10 protein-coding genes are annotated in these 17,535 nt (G+C 68.3%); all 10 read right to left on the bottom strand.

Annotated elements, in window-relative coordinates; all coding sequences use genetic code 11:
- Nucleotides 1-91 precede the first annotated feature (91 nt).
- A complete protein-coding gene (locus tag ACMYLB_RS21705; RefSeq protein ID WP_415909024.1) occupies nt 92-3,646 on the bottom strand; it encodes a TonB-dependent receptor plug domain-containing protein in 3,555 nt (1,184 codons plus the stop codon).
- 277 nt (nt 3,647-3,923) lie between these two features.
- On the bottom strand, nt 3,924-5,087 hold the full coding sequence (locus ACMYLB_RS21700; RefSeq protein WP_415909023.1) for a XylR family transcriptional regulator: 1,164 nt from the start codon (nt 5,085-5,087) through the stop codon (nt 3,924-3,926).
- An 89-nt stretch (nt 5,088-5,176) separates the two neighbouring features.
- Nucleotides 5,177-6,601: an MFS transporter gene (locus ACMYLB_RS21695; protein WP_415909022.1), complete on the bottom strand. Its 1,425-nt coding sequence runs from the start codon at nt 6,599-6,601 to the stop codon at nt 5,177-5,179.
- 14 nt (nt 6,602-6,615) lie between these two features.
- On the bottom strand, nt 6,616-8,196 hold the full coding sequence (locus ACMYLB_RS21690; RefSeq protein ID WP_415909021.1) for an MFS transporter: 1,581 nt from the start codon (nt 8,194-8,196) through the stop codon (nt 6,616-6,618).
- A gap of 31 nt (nt 8,197-8,227) precedes the next feature.
- Complete coding sequence (locus ACMYLB_RS21685) at nt 8,228-10,633, bottom strand: beta-mannosidase (RefSeq protein WP_415909020.1); 2,406 nt, start codon at nt 10,631-10,633, stop codon at nt 8,228-8,230.
- A 110-nt stretch (nt 10,634-10,743) separates the two neighbouring features.
- Complete coding sequence (locus tag ACMYLB_RS21680) at nt 10,744-11,733, bottom strand: glycoside hydrolase family 130 protein (RefSeq protein WP_415909019.1); 990 nt, start codon at nt 11,731-11,733, stop codon at nt 10,744-10,746.
- Nucleotides 11,734-11,969: 236 nt separating this feature from the next.
- Nucleotides 11,970-13,175, bottom strand: coding sequence for a glycoside hydrolase family 27 protein (locus ACMYLB_RS21675; RefSeq protein WP_415909018.1), 1,206 nt, complete (start codon nt 13,173-13,175; stop codon nt 11,970-11,972).
- Complete coding sequence (locus tag ACMYLB_RS21670; RefSeq protein WP_415909017.1) at nt 13,172-14,542, bottom strand: GH1 family beta-glucosidase; 1,371 nt, start codon at nt 14,540-14,542, stop codon at nt 13,172-13,174. The genes ACMYLB_RS21675 and ACMYLB_RS21670 overlap by 4 nt, the downstream gene beginning before the upstream one ends.
- A 3-nt stretch (nt 14,543-14,545) precedes the next feature.
- On the bottom strand, nt 14,546-15,868 hold the full coding sequence (locus ACMYLB_RS21665) for an acetylxylan esterase (RefSeq protein WP_415909016.1): 1,323 nt from the start codon (nt 15,866-15,868) through the stop codon (nt 14,546-14,548).
- A gap of 163 nt (nt 15,869-16,031) precedes the next feature.
- The gene (locus ACMYLB_RS21660) at nt 16,032-17,534 is read right to left on the bottom strand and encodes an MFS transporter (protein WP_415909015.1); all 1,503 of its coding nucleotides are present in this window, start codon (nt 17,532-17,534) and stop codon (nt 16,032-16,034) included.
- Between the last annotated feature and the right edge of the window lies 1 nt (nt 17,535).

Below are 17,535 nucleotides of genomic sequence, written 5' to 3'. Positions count from 1 at the left end.
AAGAAAAAGGCGCCGGAATTGCTTCCGGCGCCTTTCGCAACCGTGAATCGCGGCCGGACCCCAAGCCAGGGCCGCGAAACCGTCTGGAAACTCAGAACGTGAAGGTGTTCGTGACCTGCCAGATCATGCCTTCCTGGATGCGGGAGAGGGCCACCGAGCCGTCGGGCTGGAGATTGACGGGCACGAGGTGGGTCTTCTCGAACGCATTGCGGACGTTGAGCTGGACGCGCCAGCCGACCTTCGGGGAGAGCTTGCGCTGGTAACCGACCCAGAAGTCGAAGTGATCATCGGTCGGGCCGTAAAGCGGGCGATCGATGTCGAGCACGTCCTTGGTCTTGTCGTAGGAGTAACCGAGGATGCGCTTGTCTTCCCAGCGGTAGGCGAGGCCGGCGTTGAAGTCCTTCAACCAGCCTTCACGGAAGTTGTAGTTCGTGACGGCATTGAAGCGCCACGGGGAGATTTCCGGCGCGGCGCTGCCGAGCTGGGCCTGGAGGACGGCGTAGGGGGCGAGGATGTTGTCGGCCCAGACCTTGCGGAGGGTGTCGCCGCCCCAGAGGCGGATGAGGCCCGCGTCGCCGGCGTAGAACTTGGTCATCGAGTCGATCCAGGTCTGGATCGTCGGGCTGATGGCGTCGCGCGTGGCCTTCGTCTTGGAGAAGTTGACGGCGAGGGACCAGTTCTTGGTCGGCTGGGCGCTGATTTCGAATTCGACGCCCTTGGAGGTGGTGTCGACGGAGGCCACGGGGCCGGAGCCGAAGCTCTTGAGGCGGCCGCCGTAGGCGGGCTGGAGGCCGAGGGCGGAGGCGCCCTGGTCGTTCACGCCGTAGGTCGGGACGGCGGCGTAGCGCTGAGCGTTGGTGGTGGCGGCGCGCATGGCGGCGACATTGAGTCCGAGGCCGTATTCGTCGGCGAAGGTCTGCGTGAGCGGGAAGCTCTTGAAGTAGTCGTTCACGATGGCCTGGATGCGGGCGGGGTCGGGGTTGCCGGAGCCGTCGACGGCGATGCCGTTCCACGGCCAGCCCCAGTTGCCCTGGCGGATCTGCGGGTTGGCGATGCCGTCGAGAGCTGCGAGGGCGTGGGTGGCGCCCCAGTAGGGCAGCGCCCAGGCGTAGTAGAGGTTGCCGGAGAAGCCCGCGCTGTCGGCCTGGAGCGTGGCGTTCTTCATCGTGGTCTCATACTTCGTGATCTTGAAGGTCAGGCGGTCGTCGAGCGTGCTGATCACGATGCCGTAGTCCTTCGTCTCGGCTTTCGGATTGTCGATCTGGTTGCCGAAGATGTCGCCGCGCGGAGCGTCGGCCTTGAAGTTCTTCGAGCGGTTGGCGAAGACGCTGAGGTTTGAGCCGAAGGGCAGCTTGGTGCGCAGGCTGCGCGGGGTGTGGAGAACGACGCCCCAGCTCTTGCTCTCGCCGGCGACGTCCTGGAGATTGGGCTTCGTGAGGCTGTAGTCGGTGCTCGAGACGTCGTTGGCGAGCTTCTTGCCCTGGCGGCTCTCGTTGGTGATCTCGTCGCGGCGCCAGCCGAAGGTGGGGACGAGCGTGCCGTCCCAGAGGTAGGCTTGCCAGATGAAGGCCTTGGACTCGATGACGTTCTTGGCGTATTGGGCGCTGGAGTAGAGCGCGGCGCGGTCGCCGGGGTTCTCGTAATTGAGGACCTTGAAGCTGCCGCTCTTCCAGCCGACGTAGTTGGCGGAGTTGTCAGCTTGCGTGCCGGTGGTGGTGACGGCGTTGCCGTTCGAATCGTAGGTCGTGTAGGTGTAGGGCGCGGCCGGATCGACGTTGGAGTTCCAGTGCGAGTCGAAGTAGCGGAGCGAGACACTGCCGTTCGGGTTGATCACGGTGCTGACCGGGCTGAGGTTGGCGCCGGCGGCGGTGGACTTGCTCAGCAGGGAGGGCCCGAGGTAGGCGATCCAGTCGTATTGGCGGGCGCCGTTGGTGATGTCGTTGTTCAGGCCGAGGGCGGTGGTGAACGCGGGATCGGAGGCCCAGCGGGAGAAGCTGCGCTGGTCGGTCTCCTTGGTGTCCTTGGACCAGAGGCCGGTGAAGACGTGGCGGCCGAGGAGCTTGGAGAGCCAGGTCTTGCCGAGATAGTCCTCGCTGTTGATGTCGGCGAAGGCGGTGAAGCGCTTGCTGTCGCGGTCGATGTAGTTCTCGGAGTTGCCGTATTGGCCGGAGTTGCCGACGTAGGGGCGGCCGACGTTCGGGTTCGCGCTGCCGTCGAGGAGCTTGGTGTTGATGTCGACGGAGAGGGCATATTGGTCGCCCTGGAGGAAGGAGAGCTGGCCGTCGTTGTAGCGCTGGTAGTCGTAGACGAACTCAAAGCCGAGGCGGTCGTTGAGGAAGGTCTGCGAGAGGGCGAGGTTGGCGGCGTTCCAGTCCTGCCACTCGCGTTTGTTGTTTCCGTCGATCAGGTTGTTGAAGAAGTCGAAGATCGAGGTGTCGGAGAGGGAGACGTTGGAGTAATACTTGCCGCCGGGGATCGCGGTGCGGGCGTAATTGTTGTAGGTGGCGATGGCCCACGGACGAGCGAAGGGGACGTCGCCGATGGTGCCGTCGATGGCGCCGGCGCTGTCGCGGCCGAGCGGGGTGCCGACGTTGGGCATCTGGTTGTAGAGCCCGCCGGTGGACGCGTCGTAGTAGCCGGCGATGTTGGAGCTCATGAGGCGGCCCATGAAGGCCTCGCGGAACCACGGATACATGCCGCCGGAGGCCGGGTAGAGGGCGGCGTTGTTGCCCCACTGATTCCAGGTGGTGTTGGGGTTGAGCGTGAGCTTGTTGAGATTGGCGACGCCGTTGGAGGAGCCGGTGAGGAACCAGGGCGTGATGGCGTCGATGGGCGGGAGCGAGCGCGGGCGGTTGGCGTTGACGTTGCCGTTCTCGTAGTTGGCGCGGATCGTCGTGTGCGCGCCCTCGCCGAAGAGCTTCGGTTCGTAGCGCATGGCGGCGAAGAGGCGCTTGTCGTGGTTGAACGCGGGCTTCTGCTGATACTTCGTCTCGTCGTCGAGGAAGGCGGCGCGGAAGGCGAGGACGTTCTTCTTGGCGACGTAGTTGAAGTCGCCCGAGGTGCGGAACGAGCCGTAGCGGCCGATGCGATTCTCGATCTTGTTCGCGGTCTTGAAGGTCGCGGTGTTGATGCTCGTGTTGATGATGCCCGCCGGGCTGCCGACGCCGAAGAGGATGGAGTTCGGGCCGCGCTGGAGGTCGACGCGGTCGACGATGTAGCCGTCCCACGGGATCTCGGTCAGGAAGTAGTCGCGGGTGTTGTCGGCGGCATCGAGGCCGCGGACGCGGGTGTTGTTGCTCGGGCGGAGGAGGTTGCTGTTCTCGTTGTAGGTGGAGGCGCCGCCGGCGGCAGAGAAGTTGCCGCGCACGCCGGCGACTTCGGTGTTGGTGGTGTAGACGAGCAGGTCCTGCTGGTTCTTGGAGCCGGTGTCCTGCAGGAACTGCGAGGTCACCACGCTGATGGCGGAGGCGACGTCCTTCAACTCGGTGCGGACGCGGGTGCCGGCGAGGGTGCTGTTGGCGGTGTAGCCAACGTCTTCGTCGGCGGTGACGACGAAGGGCGACAGCACGATGGTTTCGTCTTTATTCGCTTCGCCCGAGGCGGGGGGCGCGGCGGGCGGGGTGCTCTGCGCCTGGGCAGAGTGCACCGCCGCGATAGTCAGCGCGGACGTGAGCCAAAGCGCACGCAGCCGCAAGGAATGGCGGGACATGATCATCGGGGGTTTGAGGGGTGGTAGGAGTTGGGGAACGCACGTGTTGGGTCGTGCGACTGTGCCGTTCCCGAGGACGGGAATGCGCGCAGCATCGCGACTATACCGGCGGCGCCCGCCCGGGTGAATGAGTTCACTTGCACCGCAATTGAGTCTTATTGCCGCCCTGATTTAACGCTATCCTCACTCTGGGGCGGTCGAAGGGAGCGGAAGGTCATTGAATTCTCTTTGCTTCCGTTTTCCGGCGGAATTCCCCGGGCGAGTCGCCGGTCAGGCGCTTGAAAACCACGCACATATACTCGACGTGCTCGAAACCAGCGAGTTCGGCGATGCGCTTGAGCGGGAAATCGGTTTCCATCAGGAGCTGGCGGATCTTCTGGACCTGCACGCGGCGGATCTCGGCCTGGGGCGAGCGGCCGAGGTGGCGGCGGAACTTCTTCTCCAGCTGGCTGCGGGAGGCGTGGGCGTGTTTCACCACGTCCTCGACGGTGAGGCCCTGGGTGGCGCGCTCGCGGATGATGCTGAGCGCGGCGGCGACGTTGCGGTCGTCGATCGCGAGCACGTCGCTGGAGGGCCGGGTCACGACGCCGATCGGCTCGATGCGCTCGTCGAGGTCGGTGCAGCGCTCGCCGGCGAGCATGGCGGCGAGGACCTCCGCGGCGCGGTAGCCGGACTGGAACGCATTCGGCGCCACGCTGCTGAGCGGCGGGTAGGCGACTTCGCAGCGGATCGGGTCGTTGTTGGCGCCGATGACGGCGATCTCCTCGGGCACGAGCATGCCGTGGGCGTGGGCGGCGGTGAGGATCTGCTGGGCGCGGAGGTCGAAGCAGGCCATGACGCCGCAGGGCTTGGGCAGGCGCCGCAGCCAGTCCGACAAGCCCGCGATCTGGTCGAGGTCCCACGCGGGCGTGACGTCGCCGGGGTAGTTCACGTCGTAGAGGTGGCATTCGCGGCCGGCGAGGTGCAGGGCCTCGACGAAGCCGTCGCGCCGCTCGCAGGACCAGCCGTCGTTCGAGAACCCGGTGAAGCCGAAATGCTGGAAGCCGCGCTCGAGGAAGTGCTCGGCGGCGAGGTGGCCGATGGCGACGTTGTCGGGGCGGATCTTCGGCACGCCGGGAAACCGGGGAATGTCGTTGAGGTCGACCAGCGGGATGCGCTGCTTGCGGCAGGTCTCGACCAGTCCCGGCGTCGTGTGGCGGCTGATGACGCCGTCCCACTGCTTGCTCTCGAGCCAGCGCGGATCGATCTCGGCGCGGGCCTGGTCGTCGTGGAAGGCGGTCCAGATCTGGTGCGTGCGCTCGTAGTGCACGACGCCGCGCAGCATCGCCATGCTCTCCTCGAAGCGCGTGAGAAATACCAGCAGGACTTGGGGTCTCACGGTCGCGACGCTGGGAAGCGCCCCGGCGGGAGGCAAGTGCGCAGGCGCCCGTAGGACAAGCCGCGCGCGCGTTTCCCCGCGCTGCGGACTCAGGCGGCGGCGCGGCGGGCGCGCAGCTCGGCCTCGATCTCGGCCACGCGCCGGTCGTGCAGCGGGTAGAAGCACGCCACGACGACGGCGACGAGGCCGAGCGCGGCGGGGATCAGGCTCATGAGCAGCACCAGCCCGTGCCGGACCTGCAGAGTCTGCGCGACGTTGGGCACGAAGCCGGTCGCCGTGAGCATCCAGCCGGCGAAGAGCCCGCAGACCGCCCAGGAGAACTTCTGGGTCATGGTCGAGGCGGAGAACACGAGCCCGGTGGCGCGGCGCCCGTGCTTCCACTCGCTGTAGTCGGCGGTGTCGGCATACATCGCCCAGAGCAGCACCGCGAGCGGGCCGCCCGCGACGGCGCTAAGGAACTGGAAGAGGAAGATCGCGCCGAGCGCCGACGGCGGCAGCCAGTAGTAGACCGCGTTGCACGCGACCGAGGCGAGGAGCAGGGCGATGAACGCCGCCTTCTTGCCCACGCGCGCGGCGAACCAGCCCACCGCGAGCACGCCGACGATCGAGCCGGCGTCGCCGGTGACGCCGAAGGCCGCCCAGAGATCCTTGAACTCGTAGGTGTGCGGCGCGCTCTGCCACGGCAGCTGCACGGCCTGCGCGCCGACGAAATACTTCAGGTAGTGCGCCGTGATGGTGAGGCGCGTGGAGATGAAGAGGATGAACGTGAGCGTGGTGGCGAAGAGCACGAGCCACGGGCCGTTGGTGAACAGGTCCTTCACGTCCTGTTTCACCGACGTCTTTTGCTCGGCCGGCGGCGCGACGCGCTCGCGCGTGCCGGCGAAGGTGACGAGGAAGAAGCCGATGGCGACGGCCGCGACGAGTGCGAACGCCACGCTCCAGCCGCGCTGCGGGTTGGCGCCGCCGTCGCCGAAGGCGTCGACCATGTAGGGCAGCGTCAGCTTGATCACCAGTCCCGCGCCGAAGGCGAAGACGAACTTGATCGACGACACCCGCGTGCGCTCGACCGGGTCGGGCGTGATGACGCCGAGCAGCGCGGTGTAGGGGATGTTCACCGCGGTGTAGAGCATCATCATGAAGTTGTAGGTCACGTAGGCCCACACGAGCTTGCCCGTCGTCCCGAGGCTCGGCGTCGTGAAGAGCAGCACGCCGCACACGCCGAAGGGCACGCAGCCCCACAGGATCCACGGGCGGAACTTGCCCCAGCGCGTCTGCGTGCGGTCGGCGACCATGCCCATGATCGGGTCGTTCACGCCGTCCCAGATGCGCGTGAGCAGGAACATCAGGCCGGCGGCGGCGGCGGTGATGCCGAAGACGTCGGTGTAGAACAGCAGGAGGAAATTGCTGAACGAGGCCCAGAACAGGCACGACGCGAAGTCGCCGCAGCCGTAGGCGAGCTTTTCGCGGAGCGGGAGTGAGCCGAGGGAGGCGGTCGAGGCGGCCGGGGTGGACATGGGGACGGGGAGGGTCAGACCTTGCCGCGGCGCGCCTCGAGCGTCGTGCGCACCTCGGCCATTTTCTCCTGCGTGAGGCCGAGGCGGGCGAGGAGGATGAACGCGAGCACGAGCCCGGCGATCGGCACGGCGGCGAGGAGGAAGCGGATGGTGAAGATGGCGTCGGGGTTCTGGTTGCCGCCGAGCGAGGCGTTGAAGCCCGTGCGCGCGAGCACCTCGCTGGTGAGCCAGCCGGCGACGGCCATGCCGAACTTCATGATCCACGAGCCGCAGGCGGAGAACGCGCCCTCGCGGCGCTTGCCCGACTCCATCTCGTCGTAATCCATCACGTCCGCCTGGATCGAGCTGTAGATCATCCAGAAGCCCGCGCTGGTGAAGGCGATGAAGCCCGAGGCGAAGACCTGCAGCCAGCGGACGTCCGGGTTGTAGAGCCACCAGGTGGCGACGAACACCGCGATGGCCGAGAGCTGCACCGCCATCATGCCGTGCTTCTTGCCCAGCCGGCGCGCGAGGTAGGCGTAGACGGGGATGCCGAGGAAGCCGAAGAACATGCCCGAGATGCCCATCCAGAAATTCCACGTGCCGGCCGCGGCGAGGTCGCCTTTGCACACGTAGTAAACCGTCGCGTAGTAGCCGAAGGTGCCGACGAGGTTCGTGCCGGCGCCGTAGGCGAGGGCCATCGAGAGGTTGGCGCGGAACGGCCGGCACTTCAGCGCGAGGATGAGGGTCTCGAGAATCGAGACCTTGTCCTGCTTGCGGGCGACGACGAGCTTCTCGTAGTAGCGCTCGCGGAGCAGGAAGAACATCACGATGCCGGCGACCACCATCACCGACCCGAGCAGCACGGTGTAGACCTGCGCGCCGAGGAGGATGTTGGTCTTCGCACCGGCGGCCGGCGGCTCCCAGCCGAAGAGCGTCTGCGCCAGTTTTCCGATGCGCGGGAAATCGAGATGAAAAATGCCGCCGAAGAGGTTCGCGAACCACGCGCCGGTCTGGTGCGCGAGCGCCCCGAGCCGCGCCGGCACGTCGGCCCACGAGGCCGAGACCCACACGCCGGCGGTGGTGAACGCCGCGGCGGCGAACATCGCCACCTCGGGCACTTTCTGGCAGACGCTGCGGAAGGCCGCGAGCGAGGTGCGCTCGTGGTAGTCGGGCGTCAGCTCCGCGCCGATGCTGAGGAACGGCATGTAGAAGCAGCTCATGATCGGCACGAACAGCCCGAGCGTCGCGACCATGAACCAGAAGTATTTCACCTCGCTCCAGCCCGGCTGCGCCGCGAAGAGCACGGGCAGCGCGAGACCCGACAGCACGGAGCCGACGAGGATGAACGGCCGGCGGCGACCGTGGCGCGTGCGGGTGTTGTCCGACCACCAGCCGAACACCGAGTCCCAGAACGCCTCGAAGCACAGCTTCACCAGCAGCGCGCGGCCGATCCACGCCGGCGAGACGCCGAGGTAGATGTTGAAGACCTGGTAGGCCATGCCGACGTAGAGCCAGTGGCCCCACATGTCGTGGACGGAGCCGAGCCCCATGCCGAACTTCTGGGCGAGCGGAACGCGGTCGGAGAGCTCGGTTCCGTGGGTGGTCTGACTCATGGGGCGGGGGTGGGGCGGGAGGGGGACGCGCTCAGTAGGTGTCGGCGAGCGAGCGCCACCGGAGCGCGTCGCGCAGCCGCGCGAGCGTGATCGGGCGGGCGAAGTCGAGCGTCACGGTCTTGGTCTCGTGGGGATAGAGTTCGAAGTAGTTGTCGCTGGCGCGGTGGGGGAGCCCGGGCAGCTCGAAGGCGAAGCGGTGCTGGAACACCGGCGAGGTGAAGGCGACCCGCGCCTGCCGCGGGTGCACGAGCGCGGTCTGCACCTTCGTCTTGCCCTGCGGCAGGTTCATGAAGCGCGGGGCGGTGAGGAAGACGGTGTCTTCGCTCGCGGGCGCGCCCTCGACGTCGAGGGCGAGGCGCAGGAGGAGCGAGTCGCGGCCGTGTCGGGCGATCGGTTCGCCGAGGGCGAGCGTGTGCTGGTGCACGCTCTCGCCGTAGCGGAGCGAGACGGGCTTGCTGCCGCGCAGGACGACGGAGCCGTCGAGCTTGAAGAGGTCCCAGCGCAGCACGCCGCGCGCGGGCTGCGGGGCGTCGTAGACGGTGTAGAGGTGCGCCTCGCGCACGGTGGAGCGGCGGTAGTTGCCGATGCCGGCGATCTCGTCGCCGGGGAGCCGCGCGGTGACGAGGGCGGGGGCGAAGAAGCGGCGGGCGACGAAGTGGAGCGCGCGCCAGCGGCCGGTGAACTCGATCGAGCTCCACGAGGCGACGGGCCAGCAGTCGTTGAGCTGCCAGTAGAGCGCGCCCTGGCAGTGCGGCATGAGGCGGCGGTAGTGCTCGACGCCGGTCTGCATGCAGTAGGCCTGGTTGAGCTGGGAAAGGTAGACGAGGTCGTCCTGCGTGCGCGGGAAGCGGTAGCGGCGCGACACGTAATCGAGGATCACCTGGTTGCCGCCGCGGTTCTTCTGGTGGTTCTCCATCGCGGCGCCGAAGATGTTGCCCTCCCCGGGCGGGCAGAACGTCGCCTGCGTCTCGCCGGAGCAGTAGCTCTGCATGCCGAACTCGGAGACGAAGCGGAAGCGCCACTTCTCGTAGTCCTTCACCGGCTGCCGCGCGTGCCAGACGTCCCAGTAGTGGGTGTCGCCGTGCTTCTCGCCGTCGGCGTGGCGGTAGCCGCCGTCGGGGCGGTGGGGCGACGACGGCCAGTAGGGCGTGACGCCGTCGAGGGCGGCGACGACCGCGGGCAGCGTCTGCTCGAAGAGGGCGGCGTAGGCCGCGCGCGGGGCGGGCTGGCTGAGCAGCGGCGGGTTGCCCTGGGCGGGGTCCTGGTTCAGCGCCTCGATCTCGTTGTTGCCGCACCAGAGGGCGAGGCAGGCGCGGTGGCGGAGGCGGCGGACCTGCTGCTCGGCCTCGAGCTTGACGCTGCGCACGAAGGCGCGGTCGCCCGGGTAGATCGCGCAGGCGAACATGAAGTCCTGCCAGACGAGCAGGCCGAGCTCGTCGCAGAGGTCGTAGAAATCCTCGCTCTCGTAGATGCCGCCGCCCCAGACGCGGATCATGTTCATGTGCGCCGCCACGGCGCTGCGCAGGTCGCGCTCGTAGTCGGCGCGTCGGAGCGCGGCGACGAAGGCGTGGGCAGGGATCCAGTTGGCGCCCTTGGCGAAAATCACGCGGCCGTTGACCTTGAACTGGAAGGTCTCGCCCGCGGCGTCGGCGTGGCGGTCGAGCTCGATCGTGCGGAGGCCGAGGCGGTGGACGCAGGCGCCGATCGGCGTGCCGTCGCCGCGGCGGACCTCGAGGGCGAGGGTGTAGAGCGGCTGCGCGCCGTGGCCGTTGGGCCACCAGAGCTGGGGGTGGTCGATGGCGATGGCGGTGCCGATGCCCTCGGCGACGACGATGCCGCCGAGCTTGAGGCGGTAGTGGCAGGTGGCGGTGCGGTCGGCGCGCGTGAGCTCGGGCGCCAGGTGGAGGGTGACGCCGCCGTCGCGGGCGTGCGCCTGGGTGATGCGCACGCCGAGCAGGCGGTTGCGGCTCCAGCCCTCCAGGCGGAGGTCGCGCCAGATGCCGGCGGTGACGAAGCGCGGGCCCCAGTCCCAGCCGAACTGGCATTGCTGCTTGCGGATGACCTGGCTGCGGCCGACGGGGTCGTTGAATTCCTTCGGCGCGTGGGCGCGGCGGTGGGTGCGGATGTAGCGCAGGGCGCTGTCGAAGCGGATCGTCAGCTCGTTCGCGCCGGCGCGGAGGAGTTTCTTCACCTCCCAGCGGTGGGCGACGAACATGTTGTCGGTGCGCGCGACGCGGCGGCCGTTGAGCGTGACGGTGGCGACGGTGTCGAGGCCGTCGGCGACGAGCTCGACCACGTCCTCGGCCAGCAGGCCGGCGGGCACGTCGATCTTCGCCGTGTATTCCCAGTCGTGCTCCTCGATCCATTGCAGGTCGAGTTCGTTGGTGCCCCAGAACGGATCGGGGATGATCGCGTGGCGGCGCAGGTCGGTATGCACGCAGCCCGGCACGGTCGCCTCGCGCCACGGGCCGCCGCCGGTGGCGTCGCGAAAGCGCCAGGGGCGGAGTTGAGCGAGACGTGCTGCATGGCGGCGGGGACGGGCGCGGGTCAGCGCTTGAGCGGGTGGTCCTTGATGAACTGGATGACGTCCTGGGCCTGGCAGAAGCAGAGCGCGGAGAAGGTGTCGGCCGCGCCGTAGTAGATGGCGATGCGGCCGGTGGCGGCGTCGCAGAGGCAGCCGACGGGGAAGCACACGCCGGGGACGAAGCCCGAGAGCTCATACGGCGCCTCGGGGCAGAGCAGCGCCTGGTTGGCGGAGGCGATGACCTTCCACGGCTGGTCGAGGTCGAGCAGGGCGGCGCTCATCGAGTAGACGAAGCCGTTGCAGGTGCTCGTGACCGCGTGGTAGAAGAGCAGCCAGCCCTCGCTCGTCTCGATGGGCGAGGGGCCGGCGCCGATCTTGACGCCCTGGAACCAGGGCCAGCCGCGGCCCATGACGTGGCGGTGCCGGCCCCAGTGGACGAGGTCGGGCGACTCGCTGACGAAGATGTCGCCGAAGGGCGTGTGCGCCGTGTCGGAGGGGCGCGAGAACATCAGATACTTGCCGTTGACCTGGCGCGGGAAGAGCACGCCGTTGCGGTTGTAGGGCAGGAAGGCGTTCTCGAGCTGCTCGAAGCGGACGAAATCCTGCGTCTTCGCGATGCCGATGGTGGGGCCGTGGTAGCCGTTGCACCAGGTGATGTAGTGGGTGCCGTCGATCAGGGTGACGCGCGGATCGTAGGCGTATTCGTGGCGGCGGACCTCGGGGTCGTCGCACTGGAAGTCGATCGGCTGGGGCTCGAAGGTGAACTTGAAGCCGTCGGCGCTGCGGCCGACGTGCAGGTGCGGCACGCGGTCCATGCCCTCGGTGCGGAACACGCCGATGAAGCCGCCCTGCCAGGGCACGACGGCGCTGTTGTAGATGCCGGTGACGCGCGGGAGCGGACGCCGGCCGATGACGGGGTTGGCGTCGTAGCGCCAGACGAGGTCTGGGTTTCCGGCCGGGCGGGGCTGCCACGGGATGTTGGGAAGGGCGGGACCGGCGATCGTGAGTTGCATGCGAGGGGGAGGCGCGCCGGCGACGGGGGTGACGGACGCGGAGGGGAAAACAGGAGCGGCAGTTTACGGAACGGAGCCGCCGGCGTTAATGAGTTCTGTTGTTCGCGACTTGAGAGCGGACGGCACGGAGCGACGGGGAGGGTGGGACGGATGGCGCCGCGGCGTGGACGACATCCGTTTCCCGGCGCGGGCCCGGCGGGCCCGCCGGGCGGAGAAAAACCGGGTGCCGTGCCGGCCTACTTGGCGAACGACAGGCGGAAGAGGGCGACGTCGTGCGAGTCGACGCGGACGGTGAGCGGCTTGCTCGTGTCGCCCGCGTCCTTCTTCGCCCAGACGTCGCGCACCTGGTAGGTGCGGCGGTCGAGCGTCCAGAGGCGGTCCCACTCGAGGGTGAGGTCGGCGGCGGCGTTGCTCGTGTTGAGGGCGCAGACCGCCCAGTCGCCGCCGCTGAGCGGCTTGATCCAGACCTCGATGGCCTTCGCCGGCTCGGCGAGGGCGCGGAAGCCCTGCTTGCCGAGCTTGTCCTGGTCGATCGCGATCACGTCCCGGTCGGTGAGGATGGCGCGGATCGCGGGCGACATGCGGGCGACGTCGTTGCCGGCCATGAGCGGCGCGGCGAGGATGCACCAGAGCGAGAAGTGGGCGCGCGACTCGGCGAGCGTGAGGCCGGAGTTGCCGACTTCGAGCATGTCGGGGTCGTTCCAGTGGCCAGGGCCGGCGAACTTGTTCAGGCCGTCGGCGCCGACGTTTTCGACCAGGCTGTATTGCTGATCGAGGAGGCGCTTCCAGCCGGACTCCCAGCCCTTGCGGCCGTCGTAGGAGTCGTAGATGTCGCCCGTGGTGCGCCAGAGGTGGCCGACGTCGGCGGCCCACTCCCAGGGCTTGTTCTGGCCCCACTCGCAGATGCTGAAGACGACGGGGCGGCCGGCGGCGAAGAGCGCGTCGCGCATGCGCGTGTAGGCGTCGCGCGCGTCGGCGGTGCCGTGGTTGCACCAGTCGTATTTCAGGTAGTCGACGCCCCACGAGGCGAAGAGCCGCGCGTCCTGGAACTCGTGGCCCCAGCTGCCGGGGTAGTCGCCGCAGGTGCGGGTGCCGGCGCAGGAGTAGATGCCGAACTTGAAGCCGCGCTCGTGCAGGTAGTCGCCGAGGGCCTTCATGCCGCTGGGGAATTTCTGCGGATCGGGCACGAGATTGCCGTTGGCGTCGCGCTGCTTGAGCGACCAGCAGTCGTCGATGACGATGTAGACGTAGCCGGCGTCGCGCATGCCGTTCGCGACCATGGCGTCGGCGGTCTGCCGGATCAGCGACTCGTGGATGTCGGCCGCGAAGGTGTTCCACGTGTTCCAGCCCATCGGCGGGGTGAGCGCGAGTTGGTCGAATTTCTTGGCCATGGCGGTGAGGGCGAGCGCGGGGGCGAGCAGGAGCGGCAGCAGCTTTTTCATGCGGTGGGGAGGTTGGCGCCGTTGGTGCGGATGAGGTCGCGATACCAGAAATAGGAATCCTTCGGCGTGCGCTTCTGCGTCTGGTAGTCGACGTGGATGAGGCCGAAGCGGTCCTTGTAGCCTTCCTTCCACTCGAAGTTGTCCATCACCGACCAGTAGAAGTAGCCTGCGACGGGCACGCCCTCGGCGACGGCGCGCTTCATCGCGCCGAGGTAGCGGGCGAGGAAGTCGATGCGCTGTGGGTCGTGGACCCGGCCGTCGAGGTGGACGAAGTCGGTGTTGCAGTAGCCGTTCTCGGTGAAGACGACGGGCAGGCGGTAGCGCTCGTGGATGAAGCGCGCGGCCCAATACGTCGCGTCGGGCGCGATGTGGAGCCACGAGAGCGTGCCGCGGGGGTTGCCGATGCCCCACGAGCCGGGGACGTTCTCGGGCGAGCCGTCGGGGCGCGCGCGGACGAGCCAGCCGGAGTAGCAGTTGTAGCCGGTGAAATCGATCGGCTGCGCGATGAGCTTCAGGTCGGCGTCGGTGACCTTCGGCATGTCAGCGCCGAACGCCTCCGCGGCCTCGGGCGGGTAGTGGCCGAGGTGCACGGGGTCCATCCACCACGAGAGGTTCCACATGTTTTTGGCCGTGCACGCGAAGTAGTCGCGGCGCGCGGCCGCGATGTCGGCGGCGGACTGCGTCGCCGGGATGCGCTCGCGGCCGGTGTGGGCGAGGGAGACCTTGATCGGTCCCCGGCAGCGGGCGCGCAGCACCTGCGTGGCGCGGCCGTGCGCCATGAGCAGGTGGTGGGAGCCGAGCAGGCACTCGCGGAAGCTGAGCTTCTGGCCGGGCGCGAACATGCCTTCGTGGTAGCCGAGGCCGATGACGACCGGCGGCTCGTTGATCGTCATCCAATGCTTCACGCGGTCGCCGAGCTTGTCGGCCACGACGGCGGTGTAGTCGCCGAACCAGTCGACGATCTCGCGGTTGCACCAGGCGCCGCGCAGCTGGAGCGCCTGCGGCAAGTCCCAGTGGAAGAGCGTCACCCACGGCGTGATGCCGGCGGCGAGCAGCGAGTCGACGAGGCGGTCGTAGAACGCGAGGCCCTTGTCGTTCACGCGGCCCGTGCCCTCGGGCAGGATGCGCGGCCAGGAAAGCGAGAGGCGGTAGGCCTGCGCGCCCATCTCGCGCATGAGCGCGACGTCCTCCGCGTAGCGGTGGTAGTGGTCGCAGGCGACGTCGCCGTGGTGGTCCTCGAAGATCTTGCCCGGTTCGTGCGAGAAGACGTCCCACACGGACGGACCGCGGCCGTCGGTCGCGGCGGCTCCCTCGATCTGGTAGGCGGCGGCGGCGACGCCCCAGGTGAAGTCTGGCGGAAAACTCATGGCTTATTTCTTCAGGCCGAGGAACTGGCGGATGTGCTCCTGGATGGCCTCGCCCTGCTCGGGCGTGTAGGTGTGCGCGAGCTCGAGGGTGAGGCCGAGCGTCTTCGGGGCCTTGATCACGTTGAAGGCGGCGTAGGTCGAGGTGGGCGTGCAGACGTCGTCGTTGTAGCCCCAGTTGTAGTAGCCGGGCACCTTGATGCGCTTCGCGAAGTTCACGCCGTCGTAGTAGGAGGTGGTGGCGATCTTGGCCGGCGTGGCGTTGGGCGACGGATCCGGGAAATGCCATTGGCGGAACGGCCACGGCCAGCCGGAGGCGCGGCCGTGCAGGTCGCCGGTGAGGTCGCAGCCGGCGGGGTGCGTCACGGCGATCGCGGTCACGCGCGGGTCGAGCGCGGCGGCGACGAGCGAGAGCCAGCCGCCCTGGCTGGCGCCGGCGACGACGAGGTGCCGGCCGTCCCAATTCTCGCGCGAGGCGAGGAAATCGTTCGCGCGGAGCACGCCGAGGAAGACGCGACGGTAGTAATACGCCTCCTTGTCGTCGAAGTTGAAGAAGCAGTAGTCGGCCAGCGCGCCGGAGCCGAGGGCGTCGTAGACTTCCTGCGGCAGGTTGACCGGGATGCCGTGGATGCCGATCTCGAGCGTGATCGCGCCTTCCGCGGCCGTGCCCTTGTCGCCGAAATACGGACGCACGCCGGCGCCGGGCACGCGAAGCAGGGCGGGGTATTTGCCCGGCGCCTTCGGCTCGCAGTAGATGCCGTAGAGGCGGCCCTTGATCGCGTTCCACTCGGGGCTGATGACGCGGAAGCTCACGTGGTAGACGTTCACCTTGTCGGTGCAGGCGTCGGGCAGGAGCGTGAGCTTCGCCTCCATCGGCACCTGGGCCAGTTCCTCGCGGCCCTTCTGCCAGAACGCGTCGAAGTCTGCCGGCTCGGTCTGCGTCGGCACGATCTTCTCCGGCTCGAACGCCGCGGTGGCCACGCCCTTCACCTCGCGGCCGGCGACCTTGGCGGTGACGATGCAGCGGAGGAAGCCGGGCTCCCGGAGCGTGCCGCCGTCGATAACGAGACCCTCGAGCGGGACGACCGCGCTTTTCGTCTCGGCCGGGCGCATTTCCTGGCCGGCCTGGTAGGTGATGGCGACGTTCTCGATCGGCTCGTTGTCGGCCACGATGCTGACGCGGAACTTGGAGGACTCGCCGAGGCGATAGGTCCAGTCGCGGTGGTCGGGGGCGACGCGCACGTGGACGGCGGCGACGCGGAGCTGCGCCTGGGGCGGCACGGGCGTGATGGCGGTGGCGGCGGGCGATTCGCCGGCGAGGAGACTCATGGTGGCAAAGAAAAAGCCCGCGGCAGCGGACGCGACGAAGCGGGTTGATAAGTGCATGGCAAAAGGGGTGGACGCGCCGGAGCGCGCGGGGAGAACAAGACTAAGCCATTCCGCGGGCGGACGGAATGAGACTCCTTGTCCGCGAGTTTAGAACCGGCGTGACTCAGACCTTGCCGCGGCGGGCTTCGAGCTGGCGGCGGATGTCGAGCATCACTTCCTGCGTCAGCGGGAAGCGCGCGAGCGCCACCAGCGCGAGGCCGAGGCCGACGATCGGGATCGCGGCGAGCAGAATACGCATCATGAACAGCGCGTGCTCGGTCTGGTTGCCGCCGAGCGCGACGTCGAAGCCGGTGCCGGCGAGGATGAAGCCGGCGGTGCCGGCGCCGAGCGCCATGCCGCACTTCATGATCCACGAGGCGGCGGAGGCGAACACGCCCTCGCGCCGCTGGCCGGTCTGGAGTTCGTCGTAGTCGATGACGTCGGCCAGCATCGAGCCGTCGAGCGTCCAGAAGCCGGCGCCGGTGAAGGCGATGAAGCCCGACGCCAGCGGCTGCAGCCACGGGCGCACCGGATCGTAGAACCACCACGTGCCGACGAAGACGCCGATGGCGGTCAGCATCACGGCGCGCATGCCGTGGCGCTTGCCGAGCCGGTGCGCGACGGCGGTGAACGTGGGGATGCCGGCGAAGCCGAGCACCATGCCCGAGACGCCCATCCAGAAATTCCAGCCGGCGCCTGCCGCGAGGTCGCCGCGGCAGACGTAGTAGACCGTGTCGTAGTAGCCGAGCGTGCCGACCATGCTCAGGCCCATGCCGTAGGCGAGGCGCATGCCGATCAGGAGCAGGAACGGCTTGCACGCCGCGGTCTGCTTGATCGAGGCGACGAGGCCCAGTCGCTCCTGTTTGCCGACGATGAGCTTGTCGTAGTAGCGCTCGCGCACGGTGAGGAAGAGCACGAGGCCGGCGACGACCATGAGCACGCCGAGGATCGCGCAGTAGACCTGGGCGGCGAGGAGGATGTTGGGCTTGGTGCCGGCCGGCGCCGGCGCCCAGGCGTCGAGCGAGGTGAACAGCCGCAGGACGCGCCCGGCGACGTTGCCCGAGTTGGCGTCGACCCAGAGCGCGAGCGTCGTGAACTGCGCGGCGAAGAACAGCCCGAGCTCCGGCACTTTTTGCACGGCGTATTTGTAGGACTGCACGCTCGTGCGCTCGTGGTAGTCGGGCGTCAGCTCGGCGCCGAGGCTGATATACGGCATGTAGAAGCAGCTCATCACCGGGATGTAGATCGCCGACGAGAGCACCATGAACCAGAAGTAGGCCGACTGGCTCCAGCCCGGGTGCACCCAGAACAGCAGCGGCAGGCACAGGCCGGCGATGAGCGAGCCGACGAGCATGAACGGCCGGCGGCGGCCCCAGCGCGTGCGGGTGTTGTCCGACCACCAGCCGAAGAACGGATCCGAGAACGCGTCGAACACGCGGTTCAGCATGATCGCCGTGCTCGCGAGCGCGGGCGAGAGGCCGAGGCCGATGTTGAAGACCTGGTTGACCAGCGTCGGGTAGAGCCAGTGGCCCCACATATCGAGCACGGTGCCGAGGCCGTAGCCGAGTTTCTGGACGACCGGCACGCGGTCTTCCGGGGCGGTGGGGTGCGGGGCGGGGGAACTCATG

It is taken from the genome of Oleiharenicola sp. Vm1, assembly GCF_047777955.1.
GTDB lineage: Bacteria > Verrucomicrobiota > Verrucomicrobiia > Opitutales > Opitutaceae > Didemnitutus.
The sequence above is the reverse complement of the archived record's forward strand: the minus strand, read 5'-3'. Positions and strand labels throughout refer to the sequence as shown.